The organism is Psychrobacter sp. 1U2 (assembly GCF_051847575.1).
Map to the genome: position 1 here is coordinate 149,933 of NZ_JBPYDC010000004.1, position 17,919 is coordinate 167,851.

Sequence of the window (17,919 nt, forward strand, 5' to 3'; positions counted from 1 at the left end):
ATAAGCAGTTACTGCTAATATCGTAACAGATGTAATGAAATGTTGCTAGCCTGTAAATGTTCCTGAGAGTCGTTGCCAATGATGATCCTCTTGCGCGGTAAAGGCATGCTTTGGATCAAGAGCAAAATAAGGCTGATAAGCGTCAGTGACTTGCTCAGTCTGCGACTCAATGAGGCCTGCTAAGACTAGCCTGCCTTTAGGGGCGATAAGCGTTGCAAAGTAAGGAGCCAATCCAATAAGCGGTTTTGCTAGTATGTTGGCGACTATCATATCTACTGGTATCACCTCGTTCTCAGCGCAGTAATCGTTGAACTCTTCTGGTAAAAAGGCTAATAGACGTTCATCAACTTGATTGCGCTCAGCGTTTTGCTTAGTGGCTAATACTGCTTGTGGATCGATATCCACAGCATAAACTTGACGCGCGCCCAATAACAAAGCGGCTATTCCCAAAATACCAGACCCACAGCCATAATCGATGACGACTTTATCTTTTAAGGGTTCTGCTGTTAGCCAGTCTAGACATAAGCGAGTAGTCGCGTGGTAGCCTGTACCAAAAGCCAAGCCCGGATCCATAATAATATTGGTCGCCTCAGGATCTGGCGGTGTTAGCCACTCAGGCACAATCCAAAGGTTATTGGCACATTCAATAGGCTGATAATGAGTCATCCATTCGCGCTCCCAGTCCTTGTCATCGACAGCGCTGAGCCAAGTGCGACTGGCGTCTACTTGTGCAGCGATATCATGGCTTAACTGCTCCAGAGCTTGTTTATTGCCCTGTTCGCTAGAGGCATCAAAGATACCCGTCAGTACCACCTCATCCCATAATGGCGACTCGCCAGGTAGCGGCTCAAATAAAGGCTGATCGCCTGCATCGTCTAACATAATGGATAGCGCGCCCGATTCTAATAACAACGCTTCAGCCAGATCAACGTTGGTTTTTTTACACTGTAGATGCAGTTGTTGCCATGCCATAAAGATGCCTTTAAAAATAAAAGTGAATTTAAAAATAATGATGAAATTGAATACTACCTAACACGCACTTGCCGCTAAGATTTACTGTTATTGAGCTCCACGGCTATTGAACTTCACTACTAGCGAAGCGCTTGCTGCGCCTCACGAATCACCCGAGTATTATTCTGTGCTTGTCCAGATCTGAGAATAAGCTGCCATAAAGAGCGACGACGATTAGCATCTTGCGAGACAGTAAGACCGCGGCGAGCCATCGCTTCCGCTTTACGAGGTTGATTCTTTTTTAGAGCGACTTGCGATAAATAGAAGTACACCGCTGAGGATCTAGGCGCTAAACGCTGAGCACGAGTAAAGCTATTTTCCGCCGCGGTCAGATTGCCAGATTGTAGCTGCGCGGTACCGACTTGCATCAGGTTCTGAAAAGCAGGTAAATCGCTTTTATTATTAGAAGTCTGCCGACTTGATTGCTGCGAGTTTCGACGGGCACGCTCTAATAGATCGCTATGTGAAGGCAGTGTTGGTGATTGAGAAGGCGTATTACTTTCATAAATGGGTGGTTCCTCAATCATTACGTCCGGTAGCGGCATGACTAAAACGTTATCATCAGGAAGTGTCGGTATGGGCTGAGTAGGGGCGGAGCTTGACTGAGTTAAGGGGTTTTGGCGATTGTCACTACCGTCATAAGTAGTAGGGGTTTGGTTGGGCGCGATATAAGGCTCAATAGGGTAGCCGTCATCAGTGTAGCTAGGGATTGTCTGGTTAGCGTTAGTCGCAGTGCTCGTTTGATTAATAGTGGTTACAGACCCTCTATTGTTAGCAGTTGTAGACGGCGCTGTTTGACAAGCGCTCATGACTAAGGCGCTCATTACTATAGTAGGGAGAAGCACTCGCTTTGACTGCAATGAGCCTGCTGTTACTATGTTTGCCAATAAACGCGAGTTTTGCTGCCTTAGTATCACCATATCTTGCTACCTCTACTTAATATCACATCATCTATAAACAGCAAAAGATTTACTGAATGTTTTGGTTACTTCATTCTTATAATGATTTATACGTTACTACCATGCCACTATGTGCGAATCGGTATTCAAGCCATCACTGATGATGATGGTTAACTATAAATAATGGACTCTAGATAATTCTAAAGCCCTTATTATAACTTGATTGACGCACTTTGCTAATAGCCATCGATTTAATAAGTTAGTAGCTATTTAGTAAAGCCTTAGAACCACTCAAGCGCGCGGTTGTACCAAGTATCAGCGCCTCTTTGTGCCTCATTACTCTCGATATCTTCATCAGTAGCTTGTTGAGCGTTGTCCTGGTCTTCTGACTGTGGCTGCTCGATAGTAAATCCGCGTTCACGCGCTTGCTCTTGCTGATAAAGCTGCAAAGCACACTCACTAGCTTCTTCAGGTAGATAGGCGGACATCACAGGTAAGTAGCGTGCATTAGCGCAGCGCTCATTAGATAGCTTGCCTGAATTGTTCTCCAGCCATAACCATTCGATCCCTTCAGGCTCCGCCATAGCAACAGGCGTTAGTTTTAGGCGGCGCATATAATCGATCCAAATCGGTAGCGCCCCAGTGCCACCGCCGAGACCAATAGGCTTATTGTCATCGCGGCCGACCCAAACGACACTGACATAGTTGCCGCTATAGCCTGCAAACCAAGCATCACGGTAATCGTTAGTAGTTCCGGTCTTACCTGCAAGGTTGAGCTCGCTACCCAAGGACTGCGCTCGACGAGCTGTACCTTCTTTGACCACTTGCTGCAAAGCATAGTTCGTCAAAAAATTAGCTTCAGGGGGCACACTACGCTGCGTATTAAGCCCAGTACGCTGCAAAATACGACCGCGATCGTCGATAACCGTGCGAATGCTATGAATAGGAGTACGAAAGCCGCCTGTGGCAAAGACTTGATACACGCCCAGCATATCCATCGGGCTGAGATTAACTGCACCTAATAGCGCTGAAGGGTAAGGTGAGATTTTTTCTTCGATACCCATACGGCGTAGTTGTCTGGCAAAAGTGTCTAAGCCAAACTCCATTCCTAAACGTACCGTACTTTGGTTATAGGACTTGGCTAGCGCAGTGGTAAGAGGAACATAGCCATGATCTCGGCCATCATAGTTTTTGGGATTCCAATCGCCATCGCTTAAGTTAACAGTAACAGGAGAGTCGTCTACTGAGCTGGCTAGATTATAGCGCCCACTCTCAAGCGCGGTCATATAGATAATAGGTTTTAGCAACGAGCCCACTGGACGTTTGGCATCTACCGCTCGGTTAAAGCCGGTGAACTCACTACCGCTACCGACGACAGAGACCAGCTCACCAGTCTCAGGATTAGCACTGACTAAAGCGCCTTGTAAATCTTTGGTTTTGCTACTATTACGGCGCAGTTCTCCAAGCTTACGATCGACGGCTTTGTCCGCTGCCAGTTGTGCAATAGGGTCAAGAGTACTGATAATAGTCAGCCCTTCGTTTTTGAGATCATCAGCATAGTAGACGTCATTGAGCTCACGTTTGACGATGTCCAAAAAGTCAGGGAACTGGCTCTTACCTTCAACGGGCTTATCGACGACTCCTAAAGATTTTTCGGTGGCAGCCGCGTAGTCTTCTGCTGTCAGCTTACCTGTTGCTTGCATATTACTCAACACTACGTCGCGACGCGTTTTGGCCGCTTCTGGATGACGGCGAGGGTTATAGACACTTGGCCCTTTTGCCATACCGACTAACATCGCTTGCTGATCTAGACGCAGCTCATTTAAAGGTTTGTTAAAATAAAACTGTGACGCAAGGCCAAAACCATTGATAGAGCGGTTACCGTTTTGACCTAAGTAAATCTCATTTAAATAAGTCTGTAGTATCTCATCCTTGCTATAATGCAGTTCTAGCAGTACTGCCATCAGCGCCTCGTTGGCTTTACGCTTAAGAGTACGATCTGAACTGAGATAAAAGTTCTTAATCAACTGCTGGGTGATAGTCGAGCCGCCTTGCATAGAGCCGCCTGAGAAGTTATTGACGACGGCGCGAGTAATGCCTCGTATCGACACGCCTTTATGTTCATAGAACCCGCGATCTTCAGTAGCGATCAGCGCATCTATTAGCGGCTGAGGCACTTCGTCTAAAGAGACGACCAAGCGATCTTCGTTACTATCAGGATAGATACCGCCGATACTGACAGGCTCTAGACGTATGATGCCCGTATCGTTTTGCTCAGTGCTTTGAATACTCTGGATCTTGTTATTAGCAAGCGTCATTTTGATGACTTGTTCTTTATCGACATCATTAGCGCTATAGCTAAAGCCGCGAGTATGGATAAAATAAGTATTACCTGATCGGTGAAAGCTACCGGTACGATCATAAGCTTTATTGCTTTGATAGTTTAGTAGATCGAGCCAAGTCTTCATCGTGTCTCTATCGACATTAGCGCCTTGATACAATTCAAGCGGCTGCGAGTATACCTTGGCTGGAATGTCCCAGCGCTTACCCTCAAACTTATGGGTGATAGTACGATCAAGCTTGATCAGATATAGAGCCAACAACACCATAGCCACGATGACAATAATGAGTAAGATACTACTAAAAACAATCCCGCCTTGTTTAGAGGGTAGGGAGCTCATCGCAGTTCTAGGCGACTGCGGCGGGGTAAGATTAGGTTTTTGCACTGATAACACACCGTTTTAACATAAAAAAACTGCCTCATAATGACGCAAATTGACAAAACTTTCAATCTATCATCGCAGTCCCAGCATTCATCACACGCGAGTATTAAACCGCTATAATAAGCACAACTTATCATGCCGTAATAGCAGCTTAATGAATAAATATCGGTTTCTACTTTTAATCTAGGGTATAGCTGCCATATAAGATAACGGCTTAGAGTAAGGCTCATTATGTTTTTTTTGTGAATCAGCGACTATTATGAGCAAGGTATGTCGCCTTTATTGATTAGCAAGTCCAAGCTACTACTGATTTTAAAATAATCCTGTTAAAAATAAGAGCGATTATGTCTAGTTATTTTTCATCCACATCCCATCCTCAGTATGACGATAGCTCCATCATACAAGGGTTAGTGCTGCCGCGTGTTGGGTATTGTTTTCATTGCGGCGATCCAGTACCCAAGCCGCCATTTCACGCGCAGATATTAGGCGAGGCGCGTGAGATGTGTTGTATGGGCTGCCAGCTGGCGGCCGAAAGTATCGTAGAAGCAGGGCTTGAGCAGTATTATCTTGATCGCTCAGAGATTAATCGTACCGCAAGTTTGCCCACGCAGCTAACGCAGCTTGAAGCTTATGATCATGATGAGATCAAATCACAGTTTGTCTACGCGCAAGAAGGACTATCAGTCGCTGAATTATCGGTCAATAATCTGCGCTGTGCGGCTTGTACTTGGCTGATTGAGTCAAGGCTTTATGAGATTGATGGTGTGGATAAATGCCAGGTCAATTTGACCAACCAGCGCATGCGTATTATTTGGGATGAAAATAAGCTCCCCATTAGCCGTATCTTAGCCGTTATCAATGAAATCGGTTACGACGCTAAACCTTATCGGCAAGATACGCATGAGGCGATGTTAGCTCGGCACAATAATAAGATGCTGCTCAGACTCGGTATCGCTGCCCTCGGCGCGATGCAAGCGATGATGTATGCCGTGGCGCTATACTTTGGTGAATATAGCGATATGCTCGTCTTTCAGCGCGACTTTTTGCGCTGGGTGTCGTTATTCGTCAGCACCCCTGTTTTCTTTTATGCCGGCGTGCCGTTTTTTACTTCAGCATGGTCCGCGATTCGCGCGCGCCAAGTCAATATGGATGTGCCGGTCAGTGTCGCTTTAATCGTCACTTTCTTCGCTAGTATGTATGCCACGGTGACTGGGCAAGGAGAGACCTACTACGATTCGGTTAGTATGTTTATTTTCTTCTTACTAGCAGGGCGCTACATCGAGCATAATGCTCGGCTAAAAGCGGCCACTATGGCGAATGATTTAGTAGTAGTTGAGCCGATTTTAGTCCAAAAAATTGCTGAAGATAAAGAGTCAGCTGCTCTTATTTTAGAGCGTCTAAAACAGCAGACTAAGGCTGACGTAGCACCTTTAGCAGCTGGCGAAGTCCCTAATGCTGCTAATAACAATGATCATATCAGCGCCAGTCTAGAAGCCAGTCCGTTACCTAATTTTATGCAAAAGATGGACGCTAATGTCCACGCGCTTACTCAAAAGGTTGCTATAGCGTGGCAAAAATCAGCTGTCTCAGCGACTGCGCCGCCTGCCGCTGATAAGTCTATGGTTACCGCCCAAAGTCTACAAGTTGGCGATATTGTCATGATTGAAGCGGGTGCGGAGATCATTAGCGATGGTATCTTGCTCAGTCCAACCGCAACAGTCTCACAAAGCTTGCTGACCGGCGAGGGCGACCTGATTATCAAGCGACAAGGGGATTATATCGTTGGCGGCGCGCAAAACGACAGTCAGCCGTTTGAGATGCTGGTGACGGCTTTACCAGAAGACAGTCAAATGGGACTGATCGATCGGTTGATGAACCGCGCTATGAGCGAAAAGCCTAAGCTGGCTCAGCAAGCCGATAAGCTGGCCCGTTGGTTTGTGGCCCGTATTTTGGTGCTATCGGTCTTGGTGTTTATTGGCTGGTATATTGTCGATCCTAGCCAAGCTATTTGGGCCACTGTCGCGGTGTTGGTGGCGACTTGTCCTTGTGCCTTGTCTTTGGCCACACCTATTGCTCTGACAGTGGCGACGAACAGACTAGCAAGCTATGGGTTTTTGACCACACGCGGTCACACGCTACAAACTCTAGCTGAGATCACGCATGTGGCCTTTGATAAGACCGGTACGCTAACTTATGGCAAGCCTAATTTATTAAATATTGAGCTATTAAACTCTCAAGCATCATCTGTTATTGGTTCTCAAGATCAGCTGTTAGCAATAGCGGCCGCGCTAGAGGTTGGCAGCCGTCATCCGATTGCCCATGCGCTTTTGACCGCCGCTTATCAGTTACATCTACCTGCTACCCAAAACCTGCAGCATTATCCGGCAGGCGGTGTTGAGGCGATGATCGATGGGGTGTTATATCGTATCGGTCATGCCGAGTTTGCTATGGACGTTGCTAATAGCAATGCTCAGTCGCTCAACATCGATTTGACTGCTCACCGGGCTAGCTCAGCAGTAGTGTTATCTTGTCAAATGCTAGCTGAGACTCCTGCTGATACTAAGCCTAATTGGCAAGCACTAGCCTGCTTTTATTTCAATGACAAGGTTCGCGATAGCGCTAAAGCAACTTTGGACACTCTAAAGCAGCTAGGAATAGAGTCAGTGATGCTAACGGGAGATCCTAGTCCGCAGGCCTTGGTCATGGCTGATACCCTTGGTATGAGCGCTGCTTACAACGGCCTATCGCCTACTGATAAAGTCAATCACATTCAGCAGCTGCAAAGTAACGGCGCGGTAGTACTGATGGTCGGCGATGGTATCAATGATGCTCCTGTGCTCGCCGCCGCCGATGTTTCTACTTCTATTGCTGGCGCCGCCGATCTAGCGCAAGTGTCTAGTGATAGTATTATTCTAAACGGTCAAGTCGAAGGTATTAATGCTGCTAAGCGTATCGCCGATAAGACAGAACGTATTATCAAACAAAACTTTCGCTGGGCGCTAGGTTATAACGGTATTGTACTGCTGCCAGCTATCTTCGGTTATGTCCCGCCTTGGCTTGCTGCTATCGGCATGTCGCTAAGCTCATTATTAGTGGTGCTCAATGCTCTACGTTTGAAACGAGCTTAAAATATAACCCCCAAAAGTTGTGTCCAACTTATGGGGGTCAGTTCATAACAGGCGGTTTTCTATTTCTGATGCTAATAACAGCTATCAATAATGTGTAAACCAGTAGCTCAATTAGTCTTGTAAGTAGCTAAGCAGACGCATAAATTCGATATACATCCAGACTAAAGTGGCGAGGATGCCGATGCTAAATAACCACTCGTAGTCTTCAGAGATACCCGCTGCTACGCCGCGATCAATATTATCAAAGTCAAGGAGTAGCGTAAAAGAAGCAATAACAATGACAAACAAGCTAAAGCCGATAGCAATAGCGCCGCCTTCAAATAAGAAAGGTAAGCTTGATCCGAAGGCTAGAGATAGTATCCACTGCGCCACATAAACGAGCATGATAGCGATAAGTGCTGAGGTAACAATCGAGCGAAACTTTTGCGTGACTTTTACCAGACCAGAACGATAAAGCCCTAGCATGACTGCGGCGGTGACAAAGGTCGCACACATAGCAGTGACAGGTACGCTTGGGTACATACGCATAAAGAACAGCGAGATACCGCCCAAAAATATACCTTCAAGTATGGCGTAAGGGACAGCAAAGGTTTTGGCTTTTTTGGGTTTGAAAGTCATAAAAATAGCTAAGCCAAAGGCGGCAAACATGCTACCAAAAGCGGCCATAGTAATAAAACCTTGTGACAGTCCTGCCATAAGGGCATAAAAGAAAAAGCCTACGCCCGTGATAGCCGCCAGTCCAAGCAAGAGACTGGTTTTTTGGATAACACCTTTGACGGTCATGGGCTCGCCGCCGACCGCAAATTCTGCGCGACTGACAATAGGATTGGCCATACATATATCCTTAATATAAAATAGTATAAATCAACGTTACTTTAGCAAAACCGGCATTATTGTCAACTGTCTTTGCGTGACCAATACCAAGGCATAGCCCTGATACCATCTGCTTGTTGCTAGGGTCTAGTTGTATTCACAAGCAGGCATTGCTGATAGCTAAAATAGCTCTACTCTCAGTATAAATGAATCACAATAAATCAGCTAATGAGTAAATCGGTCAATAAAAATCACTTAGCCAAAGTAAGCGTTTAACCTTTTATAGATGGGGTCGATTACGACAGTTAACAACGATGATTGATAAAACATGCTAGTTTAACGCTTTATTTATCGCTATCATTATCGAAGATGTCGATGCTTTATGATTAGCAAGAGCCATAATAAATAGTCATACTAACGCATGTTAGTTCCTTGATGTCATTGCATCAATTACCTTTGCACCTCTTTAAGTTTGGTCGAGTCGCTTTATGGAAAACTCTGCGCAGTCAGCCCGATTGCCACACTTGCACGAATCAGAACTGTTTCACGCTATCAAAAACCCAGCCTTTCGCCGCATTGGTTTGATGGGTCGCGCGGGCAAACGTAGCGTTATTCAGAGTCTCATTCAGGTAGCAAACACTGTCAATGAGATGAACCTAACGCTGATTATGGATGTGCAAACCGCTAATCTACCGACCTTAAATTTAGTGGATATCGAAAAGGTAAAAATCGTCAAGCGCAGTTTGATCGGTGAGATTTGCGACTTAGTGATTGTGGTTGGCGGTGATGGCTCTATTCTGCATGCTGCTGAAGCACTAGCTCGTTATCGCGTTCCTGTACTTGGGGTTAACCGAGGTCGCCTTGGGTTTTTGGCGGATGTTAAGCCCAATGAGGTCGCTTTTAAATTACGGCAAGTATTGATGGGCGATTATCAGCTCGATCACAGATTTTTGCTGACGATGGAGATTCGTGAAGGAGATAATATCCTGCATGAAGACATGGCGCTCAATGATATTGTGCTACATGCCGGCAAGTCAGTGCACATGATCGATTTTCAGATGAAGATTGATGGTCAAGACGTCTACCGGCAGCATAGTGACGGCCTCATTGCAGCTACACCGACCGGCTCTACTGCCTATGCGCTTTCTGGCGGTGGACCTATTATCCACCCTAGTATGGACGCTATTTGTCTAGTGCCCATGCATCCGCATACGCTATCGAGCAGGCCTATTGTGGTCAGTGGTAATAGTGAGGTTTGTATTCGTATTCACGAAGACAATCGCACTCAGCCAATGGTCAGCGCCGACGGTAAACCTAGTGTACCTATTGAACAAGATCAGCGACTATATATCCGTAAGCATCCTGATAAACTGACCTTGCTGCATCCACCAGGGTTTGAGTTTTATGAAGCTTGCCGTACTAAGCTGCATTGGAATGTACATGCCGAAGAGTTCAGTCTTGATAGCGATGACGATGACGACATTGAGATTGAAAGTACTGAGATTGAAAGTATCGAGATAGAGAGTATTGAGATGGATGACATTGATCACCATAATATTGAGGCCGATAATCATAGTACTATCCCCGAGCAGATAGATACAAAAAAAGAGTGAGCCACTAAGTTTTAGGCAGGTTAAAGATAGCTAGAGAAGAGGAGCTAAGATGAATAAAGAGACAATACTAGCCAGTTTGACTCCCGAGATAGTAGATAAGTTTCGGGTAGCCATTGAGATTGGCAAATGGCCAGATGGTCGCCAACTGACTGCTGAGCAGCGCGAAACTTGTATGCAAGCGGTGATGATGTGGGAGCATGAACATCTGCCCCCCTCCAAGCGCGTAGGCTTTATTCATAAACCTATCAAAGATGACGGCAGTATCGTGGGTGCTGAATGCGATGTCGAACATGAACATCATTATCCTAATATGCCCAATCCTAAAGGCGCGATTCAACCGGTTAAATTTCGTGATAAATAGTGAGTAATTTTAACACTAAAAAATCCACGCTATGACATAGCGTGGATTTTTTAGTTTCGGCAATAAGTTTTATAAACCCAAAAGCATGACCGTTAATTTACAAGGCTGTGGTATCAACAGTCGGACGTAGCGTTAGTGGGTTTTTTTGCATCAAAAACCCTTGCCAACCCCAATGCAAAAAATTACGGATATTAGCGTGATCAGTACCCTTAGGAGTGGCTAGCACTTTATCGTAATGTTCACCGAATAGTTTAAGCGTATCCAGCTGATTTAGGCCATGATGCTTAGCAAAGCCAAAAACTTTGGCACTACCTTCGTTTTCGCCAGCGGCATTGTGCTGCATACCATTGACGAACGGCGCTGGGGAATAACGATAAAAATCGTCAATAAAGCTGATAACATCGTTAAAACCTATGGCTTTTTTATTCAAACCATTCAATAAAGCCGAGACGTCGGATTGGCGGATGCTCATAGTAAATGACCTCAAAAAGATTAAAATTACAAAGAGTAAGCGCTTATAGTCAGAGCACTCTTAAACGAGTCCGCTATAAGCGATAAAACTCTATTTTAACGATTAAAATAGTCTTCGTCATCAAAAGAGGGCGCAAAATTGCCTTGTTCAAGATGCTGCATCTGTGATTGTACGGTACGCTCTTGCTGAATACGCTGGTAAATCTCTTCGCGATGTACCGCGATATCTTTTGGTGCGTTAACGCCTATGCGTACTTGGTTACCCTTTACGCCTAGCACAGTAACACTGACCTCGTCGCCAATCATTAAAGTTTCGCCTACACGGCGAGTTAAAATTAACATGCGTCACACTCCTTATGTCGCAGTAAAAAACGATTACTTATCATATAACTTCTCAATTACTAAATATCATTAAATGAACCATTATTAAGCTGTTTATGGTGTTAATTCACAAGCGAATATATCGTCTCAAACGAGATAAACAGGGTCAATAATTATAGGTATCATTTTGCCCAAATGAACGCCCCATTATAAGTCCCATAGACGGTACTGTCACGGATTTTAACAATACTACTGGATAAAACAGAAGTCTTGTGACTATTTAGCAGTGATAAGTGAGCAGATATACACTGCGATTGTGGCAACTATGACCATAACAGCAAGAAAAGACAGAACCGTAACAGGTTCTGTCTTTATATATTATAAGTTATCTTAGCAGTTTAGCTAAACATCAGCGGTTAAGTGATGATAAAAAAAGAGCAGCTAGCATCTATTGTCCAGCTACTTGACTCTCACCGTCCTCACGATCTAAGCCAAAAGCAGTATGCAATGATTTAACCGCTTTTTCTAAGTGCTGCTCTTGGATAAGTACAGAGACTTTGATTTCACTAGTAGAAATCATCTGAATATTGATATTGTTCTCGGCTAAGGTTTGGAACATTAGGCTGGCAACCCCAGCGTGCGAGCGCATACCGACACCGACTAATGATATTTTAACCACTTCGCTATTGCCTGAGACTTCTTTCGCACCGATCTCGTCTTTGACTTCTTCGTTTAGTACCTTTAAAGTTTTATCCATATCAGTACGGTTGACGGTAAAACTGAAGTCGGTAGTGCCATTGGCAGAGAGGTTTTGTACTATCATATCGATTTCAATATTGGCGCGACCGATAGGCGTGAGAATGGCTGAGGCAATACCGGGGTGGTCAGGGACGCCGCGCACTACAATCTTTGCTTCATCACGGTTAAAGGCGATACCTGAGATAATTGCCTGTTCCATACTGTCTCCTTCGTCTATCGTAATTAGGGTGCCCACGTTATTTTTAAAATCGTCATCAAAACTGCCATCGTTATTATCATCGAAGCTTGATAGTACTCGTAAGGGCACACCGTATTTACCGGCGAACTCTACTGAGCGAATTTGTAAAATCTTGGAGCCAAGGCTTGCCATCTCAAGCATTTCTTCAAAAGTTATTTTTTCAAGTTTTTTAGCTTTTGAGGTAACACGTGGATCGGTAGTGTAGACGCCGTCAACATCAGTATATATCTGACATTCATCAGCACCTAAAGCAGCGGCGATAGCGACGCCCGTAGTGTCTGAGCCGCCGCGTCCGAGAGTGGTAATATTATCGTGCTCATCGATACCTTGAAAGCCTGCCACAATGACGACATTGCCGGCATCTAGCTGTTGGCGGATATTTTTATCATCTATGCTTTCGATACGGGCTTTGTTATGCGAGGTGTCCGTCTTTATAGCGACTTGACGACCCGTCATTGAGCGCGCGCCAATACCTAGATCTTGAATGGCCATAGCGAGTAGTGAGATCGAGACTTGCTCGCCAGTGGAAACCATTTGATCATATTCACGAGGATCAGGATTATTGCTAATCTGGCGTGCTAGATCGATTAGACGGTTGGTTTCTCCGCTCATCGCAGAAACCACGACGACGATTTGATGACCATTATCATGCCAGCGTTTGACGCGTTTGGCGACGTTTTTAATGCGGTCAATACTGCCCATTGAGGTGCCGCCGTATTTTTGTACTATTAACGCCATAAGATTTTACCTATTATTCATCTCTTATCGGGTATTAGCGTCAATTAAATCCAATCGTATTTTAATTAACGCTCATAGTGATAAAGTCGTATTATTATTTGAACGCTGACCTTTATACCATAATCAAAGCACAAATTTAAGTCGCTATGCTGCTTTGATATATGGTAATTAATTATCAATGCTATAACCAACTGCCATTTTCAAACACAAAACAAACGTAAGTTAGGCATTCTGCTATATAAACGGGCTTGTATTGACCAAGATTAAGCTAGCTTATCTGCGCTTCGATCCAAGCGGGTAGAGCCTCTATCACAGTGCGAGTATTCTCAGCTTTCGGCGCGCCGCCTTGCGCGTAGTCAGGCTTGCCGCCACCTTTACCGCCAAGTTCACCTGCTAAGTGACGAATGATATCACCGGCTTTAATCCGCGCGGTCATCGACTTCGCCACGCTAGCGGCTAGTGCTAATTGCTCGTCTTTATCCCCGACTAACACGATGATGCTATCAGGAAGCTTTGACTTAATGTCGTCCATTAAGGGCCGGATAGATTTGCCGTCAATACCGCTCAAAGTGCTGACCAGTACAGGCGTATCTTTGATGGTTTGCACTTCGCTTAATAAATCCGCCGCTTGGCTGCTGGCGAGTTTTTGTTGTAGGCGCTCAAGCTGTTTTTCTAGCTCGCGCTGTTTATCCGCCATGATTTGTACGCGCGCGGCAACCTCTGGACGCTTAACTTTTAGCTGTCCGGCAAGAGTCGCTAGCTGTTGATCGTTTTGTTGAATATACTTGATAGCGCCCATACCAGTGAGCGCCTCGATACGGCGAATACCAGCGGCGATACCAGATTCGCTAGTGATCTTCAATAGGCCAATGTCACCAGTACGCTGTACGTGTAATCCGCCGCATAATTCAATAGAGAAAGGTTGGCTTTTACCCTCGATAGTAGTCTCTGTGCCCATCGTTAGCACACGTACTTCGCTACCGTATTTTTCACCAAATAACGCCACTGCGCCTTTTTCCATCGCTTCATCAATAGCCATGTTCTCTATGCAAGCTGGCGTATTGGCTTGGATTTGTTCGTTCACCAAGCGCTCGATTTGAGCGATCTCAGCTTGGCTGACGGGCTTATCATAAGCAAAGTCAAATCGTAGCACTTCGCTTGAGACTAGCGAGCCTTTTTGGCTGATTTTATCGCCTAGTATATGACGTAGAGCGGCGTGTAAAAGATGCGTAGCTGAGTGGTTTTTGGCGCTAGCAGCACGGATACTTGAGAGTACTTGTGCCTCTGCGTTTTGGCTTGCGCTAACAGTACCCATACTCACGACGCCATAATGGATAATCGCTTGCCCTGACTTTTTGGTGTCTTGTACCGCAAAGACGCCAGACTCGCTACGTATCTCGCCTAGCTCACCGACTTGTCCACCGCCTTCGGCATAAAAAGGGGTACGATCAAGGACGATAACGCCCTCAGAGCCTTCTGCTAGAGATTCAGCTGGATTACCATCTTCATAGAGCGCGATAATATTGACATTATCATCGTTCAGTTGATCGTAGCCAATGAACTCAGTTGGCGTTTCAACTTGGATGACGCTACTGTAGTCAACATCGAATTTGCCAGCATCACGAGCGCGATCGCGCTGCGCTTGCATCTGCTCGTCAAACTCTTCTTCATCAATGCTAATACCGCGCTCACGGGTGATATCAGCAGTCAAATCAAGAGGGAAGCCATAAGTATCATAGAGCTTAAATGCGGCAGCGCCAGAGAGGATATCGCCATCTTGCAGCGTCTCAAGCTCGGTGGCGAGTAGGCGTAACCCTTGCGCTAAAGTCTTAGCAAACTGTGCTTCTTCTTTTTGAATGGCGGTCTCAATAAGGCTTTGTTTGTCTTTTAGCTCAGGATAAGCATCGCTCATCTCACGGACTAAAGGCGCCACCATCTTATAAAAGAACTCACTCTCAGCGCCAAGCTTATTACCATGACGCACTGCACGGCGAATGACTCGGCGCAGCACGTAACCGCGGCCTTCATTGCTTGGCATCACGCCATCAGCGATCAAAAAGGATACGGCACGGATATGATCGGCAATTACTTTTAATGAGGATTGCTGCTCATTGTCAATCTCTAAAATCTTTGCCGCAGCGTCCATCAAATGGGTGAACAAATCGATTTCATAATTGCCATGCACGCCTTGCATGATAGCGCTAATACGCTCAAGCCCCATACCGGTATCGACACTTGGGGCGGGTAGAGGCAGCATGGTACCGTCTTTTTGTCGGTTAAACTGCATAAAGACGCAGTTCCAAATCTCAATGTAGCGGTCACCATCTTCCTCCGGCGTACCAGGCAGGCCGCCTTCAATTTCAGGGCCGTGGTCATAAAAGACTTCGGTACAAGGGCCGCAAGGACCAGTATCACCCATAGTCCAAAAGTTATCAGACGCATAAGGAGCGCCCTTATTATCCCCAATACGGATAATACGCTCCGCCGGTAAGCCAATCTTGGTGTGCCAAATATCAAAGGCCTCGTCGTCAGTCTCATAAATAGTGACGTAGAGACGGTCTTTGTCGATAGCTAACCACTCATCGGAGGTCAAAAACTCCCAAATATAATCAATGCCGGCCTCTTTAAAATAATCACCAAAAGAGAAGTTGCCGAGCATCTCAAAGAAAGTATGATGACGCGCGGTATAGCCGACATTATCCAAATCATTGTGTTTGCCGCCAGCACGAACACATTTTTGTGAAGTGACCGCGCGCGTATAATCACGCGATTCCATTCCCAAAAAAGTCTCTTTAAACTGATTCATACCGGCATTGGTAAACAGCAAAGTAGGATCGTTATGCGGAATAAGGCTCGATGAGGAGACAGGGGTATGCTGCTTGCTTATAAAAAAATCGATAAAAGCTTGACGAATATCGGCTGTTTGAGTTGGCTGGCTCACAGCGGCTCCTTACAAAAAATGGTTTTAAGATAGCTATAGAATATTAAATTTGCCCGCGATTTTAGCACATACCGCCCTCGTTGAACATTCGCAAATAGTCACTGCTAATGCTAATACATAAGCGCTCATAAATCAGTCGTTAATTGGTCAAGATGGCCGCATCTGTTTTGTCTAATTGATCGGTAGTCAGAGGATTGGCTTCGATCACTTGTACAGGCAGATAGCGCAGTTGTAGCTTAATCGGCAGATACTCTGGAAAATTCTCTGCCATATCTGCGGTGATGAGCGCCTCAATTTGCTGAACGTCATAGGAGCTAGGAGTGCTCTCGCCGCGGATGACTGCGCGTACGACTTGGTTCTCATCTGAGGTGTCAAATTGAGTATTGGTTAGCACATTACCTTTATCGATGAAATAGTTGTTTATCGCCTCTTTGGTGCTGCTCTCAAACACTTGCTGCTTAGCATTGGTTTGTAAATTGATAGTCAAATAAGTACCGAGCCCGGCAAGTAGCAATAAAGTCACTGCGTTGCGGCGTAAAAAAGTCAAATAGGTTTTTGATTTATAATCATCATCGACTAGGCGGCGAAAGCCAAGCAGCCAGAGCACTAAAGCGTTGGTGAATTGAATAGCAATAATATTAGTAATAGCTAACAACAGCGCTCCAAGACCTAATTGCGTCTCGCTATGAGCGAATAAAATACCACTAGCGGCTAATGGCGGTACCAAGGCGGTGGCGACCGCGACCCCAACCACAGCGACCGATAGATGCGGTGACACCATCGCATACGCGCCTGCCGTACCACCGGCTAGCGCAATCATTAAGTCCATAGAAGTCGGCTGAGTGCGCGATAAGATCTCTGCAGTCAGAGGCTGATCGTTGTGCAGAAGACCGATCAGAAATCCTACTAATACTACCAAGGAGATGCCGGCTATGACTGTAAATAGCGACTTCCACAGCAGCGGCATACGGTGGTCAATAATAGCAAGCGCTACACCAGTGATAGGCCCTAACATCATAGCCACTAGCATCGCGCCAATAACCACGGCTGCTGAATTGGTCACTAAGCCATAGCTTGCGATAATGGCCGAGAGAACATTCATTATAAAGTACATCTTGCTCGGCAGTGCATTGGCTTCGATTTTGACTCGCACTTCTGGATAATCGACTTTTTGGTTACTAAATTGCTCAGCGACAAACTGCTTATAAGACTCAAGCTTCGCTTCTTTTTTTTCTTGCACTTCCTCTTTTTCGTTTTCTTCTTCTATAGCACTCTCAGAGTCGTTTTCGGTTTCTTTAACGTCTTTATAGCCAGTGTCTTTATTGCTGGACATATCTATCTTATTGCTATTCTTTATAAGCTCTTCATCAGTAGGAGTCGCTGAAGGCGCTAGATCACTAGGCTGATCGCTGTCGATATCGGCAGTTTCGCCATGGCTGCTAGTCCCTAAACGATCGGTAAGAAGCGTTTTATCAGCTGATAGATTATTATGAATGGCAGTTGCGCTCTTGGCTTTAGTAAATACTAAATCAGCCATTGCTAAGCTAGAAAAGTCGATGTTAGTAAAGCCAAGGTTAGAAAAGCCAATATTGGCAGTTTCTGAGTTGGTAGCCTGAGCTTGGACTATTTCAGGCGTGCTATCTTCAACCGTCGCCACAACCACCTCTTCGCTGATAGCCGTCATCGTCACTTTTGATTCAGAATGATAGCTCCCTGCTTCTGCGGTGTTTATCTTCTCTTCATCTTGAGGCTCTAAGGGCTCGCTGCGGTCAGCATAGCTGTCAGTATCGTCGTTGACATTGTTATCAGAAATCCTATCAAGGCTAGATGCAGGCTCATGAGTGTCCTGGTTATTAAAGCTGTCAGAGTCAGTAGAGCTGCTAGAGGAATGAGCGGTCATAGT

At 45.5% G+C, this 17,919-nt stretch carries 11 protein-coding genes and 1 pseudogene; 3 read left to right on the forward strand and 9 right to left on the reverse strand.

All coding sequences use genetic code 11. The features are described 5' to 3' along the window. Nucleotides 1-45: 45 nt before the first annotated feature. The 3 genes from prmA to mrcB all read right to left on the reverse strand — a co-directional run bounded on the left by prmA (nt 46) and on the right by mrcB (nt 4,636). Nucleotides 46-972, reverse strand: a complete 927-nt coding sequence (prmA, locus tag ACS8FD_RS03470; protein ID WP_439274477.1) for a 50S ribosomal protein L11 methyltransferase — start codon at nt 970-972, stop codon at nt 46-48. Between the two features lie 119 nt (nt 973-1,091). Further along, on the reverse strand, nt 1,092-1,820 hold the full coding sequence (locus tag ACS8FD_RS03475; protein ID WP_439274478.1) for a tetratricopeptide repeat protein: 729 nt from the start codon (nt 1,818-1,820) through the stop codon (nt 1,092-1,094). A 371-nt stretch (nt 1,821-2,191) separates the two neighbouring features. Continuing rightward, the gene (gene mrcB, locus ACS8FD_RS03480) at nt 2,192-4,636 is read right to left on the reverse strand and encodes a penicillin-binding protein 1B (RefSeq protein WP_439274479.1); all 2,445 of its coding nucleotides are present in this window, start codon (nt 4,634-4,636) and stop codon (nt 2,192-2,194) included. A 341-nt stretch (nt 4,637-4,977) separates the two neighbouring features. On the opposite strand from mrcB, the gene ACS8FD_RS03485 reads away from it, so the two are divergent. Further along, the gene (locus tag ACS8FD_RS03485) at nt 4,978-7,761 is read left to right on the forward strand and encodes a heavy metal translocating P-type ATPase (RefSeq protein WP_439274480.1); all 2,784 of its coding nucleotides are present in this window, start codon (nt 4,978-4,980) and stop codon (nt 7,759-7,761) included. Between the two features lie 111 nt (nt 7,762-7,872). On the opposite strand, the gene ACS8FD_RS03490 is transcribed toward ACS8FD_RS03485, so the two are convergent. Beyond that, nucleotides 7,873-8,595 (reverse strand): Bax inhibitor-1/YccA family protein, encoded by a 723-nt coding sequence (locus tag ACS8FD_RS03490; protein ID WP_439274481.1) that lies wholly within the window; start codon nt 8,593-8,595, stop codon nt 7,873-7,875. A gap of 467 nt (nt 8,596-9,062) precedes the next feature. On the opposite strand from ACS8FD_RS03490, the gene ACS8FD_RS03495 reads away from it, so the two are divergent. Next, nucleotides 9,063-10,187, forward strand: a complete 1,125-nt coding sequence (locus tag ACS8FD_RS03495; protein ID WP_439274482.1) for an NAD(+) kinase — start codon at nt 9,063-9,065, stop codon at nt 10,185-10,187. Nucleotides 10,188-10,236: 49 nt separating this feature from the next. Continuing rightward, nucleotides 10,237-10,548, forward strand: coding sequence for a YeaC family protein (locus ACS8FD_RS03500; protein WP_439274483.1), 312 nt, complete (start codon nt 10,237-10,239; stop codon nt 10,546-10,548). A 97-nt stretch (nt 10,549-10,645) separates the two neighbouring features. Here the strand turns inward: ACS8FD_RS03500 and ACS8FD_RS03505 are convergent, their stop codons facing one another. From ACS8FD_RS03505 to ACS8FD_RS03525, 5 genes and pseudogenes are all read right to left on the reverse strand, one after another. Beyond that, nucleotides 10,646-11,020 (reverse strand): HopJ type III effector protein, encoded by a 375-nt coding sequence (locus ACS8FD_RS03505; protein ID WP_439274484.1) that lies wholly within the window; start codon nt 11,018-11,020, stop codon nt 10,646-10,648. Nucleotides 11,021-11,193: 173 nt separating this feature from the next. Then, nucleotides 11,194-11,361 (reverse strand): annotated as a pseudogene (gene csrA / locus ACS8FD_RS03510) (carbon storage regulator CsrA); the annotation flags it as partial. Nucleotides 11,362-11,788: 427 nt separating this feature from the next. Continuing rightward, on the reverse strand, nt 11,789-13,075 hold the full coding sequence (locus ACS8FD_RS03515; protein WP_439274485.1) for an aspartate kinase: 1,287 nt from the start codon (nt 13,073-13,075) through the stop codon (nt 11,789-11,791). 268 nt (nt 13,076-13,343) lie between these two features. Further along, nucleotides 13,344-16,016, reverse strand: a complete 2,673-nt coding sequence (gene alaS, locus ACS8FD_RS03520) for an alanine--tRNA ligase (protein WP_439274486.1) — start codon at nt 16,014-16,016, stop codon at nt 13,344-13,346. A 139-nt stretch (nt 16,017-16,155) separates the two neighbouring features. Next, on the reverse strand, nt 16,156-17,916 hold the full coding sequence (locus ACS8FD_RS03525) for a TIGR00341 family protein (RefSeq protein WP_439274487.1): 1,761 nt from the start codon (nt 17,914-17,916) through the stop codon (nt 16,156-16,158). Nucleotides 17,917-17,919: the final 3 nt, after the last annotated feature.

Bases quoted from the DNA above. Each gene is read 5' to 3' on its own strand.
- ACS8FD_RS03475 (WP_439274478.1), bottom strand. From the start codon at position 1,820: ATGAGCGCTTGTCAAACAGCGCCGTCTACAACTGCTAACAATAGAGGG.
- ACS8FD_RS03495 (WP_439274482.1), top strand. From the start codon at position 9,063: ATGGAAAACTCTGCGCAGTCAGCCCGATTGCCACACTTGCACGAATCA.
- ACS8FD_RS03485 (WP_439274480.1), top strand. From the start codon at position 4,978: ATGTCTAGTTATTTTTCATCCACATCCCATCCTCAGTATGACGATAGC.
- ACS8FD_RS03525 (WP_439274487.1), bottom strand. From the start codon at position 17,916: ATGACCGCTCATTCCTCTAGCAGCTCTACTGACTCTGACAGCTTTAAT.
- prmA (WP_439274477.1), bottom strand. From the start codon at position 972: ATGGCATGGCAACAACTGCATCTACAGTGTAAAAAAACCAACGTTGAT.
- ACS8FD_RS03505 (WP_439274484.1), bottom strand. From the start codon at position 11,020: ATGAGCATCCGCCAATCCGACGTCTCGGCTTTATTGAATGGTTTGAAT.
- ACS8FD_RS03490 (WP_439274481.1), bottom strand. From the start codon at position 8,595: ATGGCCAATCCTATTGTCAGTCGCGCAGAATTTGCGGTCGGCGGCGAG.
- ACS8FD_RS03500 (WP_439274483.1), top strand. From the start codon at position 10,237: ATGAATAAAGAGACAATACTAGCCAGTTTGACTCCCGAGATAGTAGAT.
- ACS8FD_RS03515 (WP_439274485.1), bottom strand. From the start codon at position 13,075: ATGGCGTTAATAGTACAAAAATACGGCGGCACCTCAATGGGCAGTATT.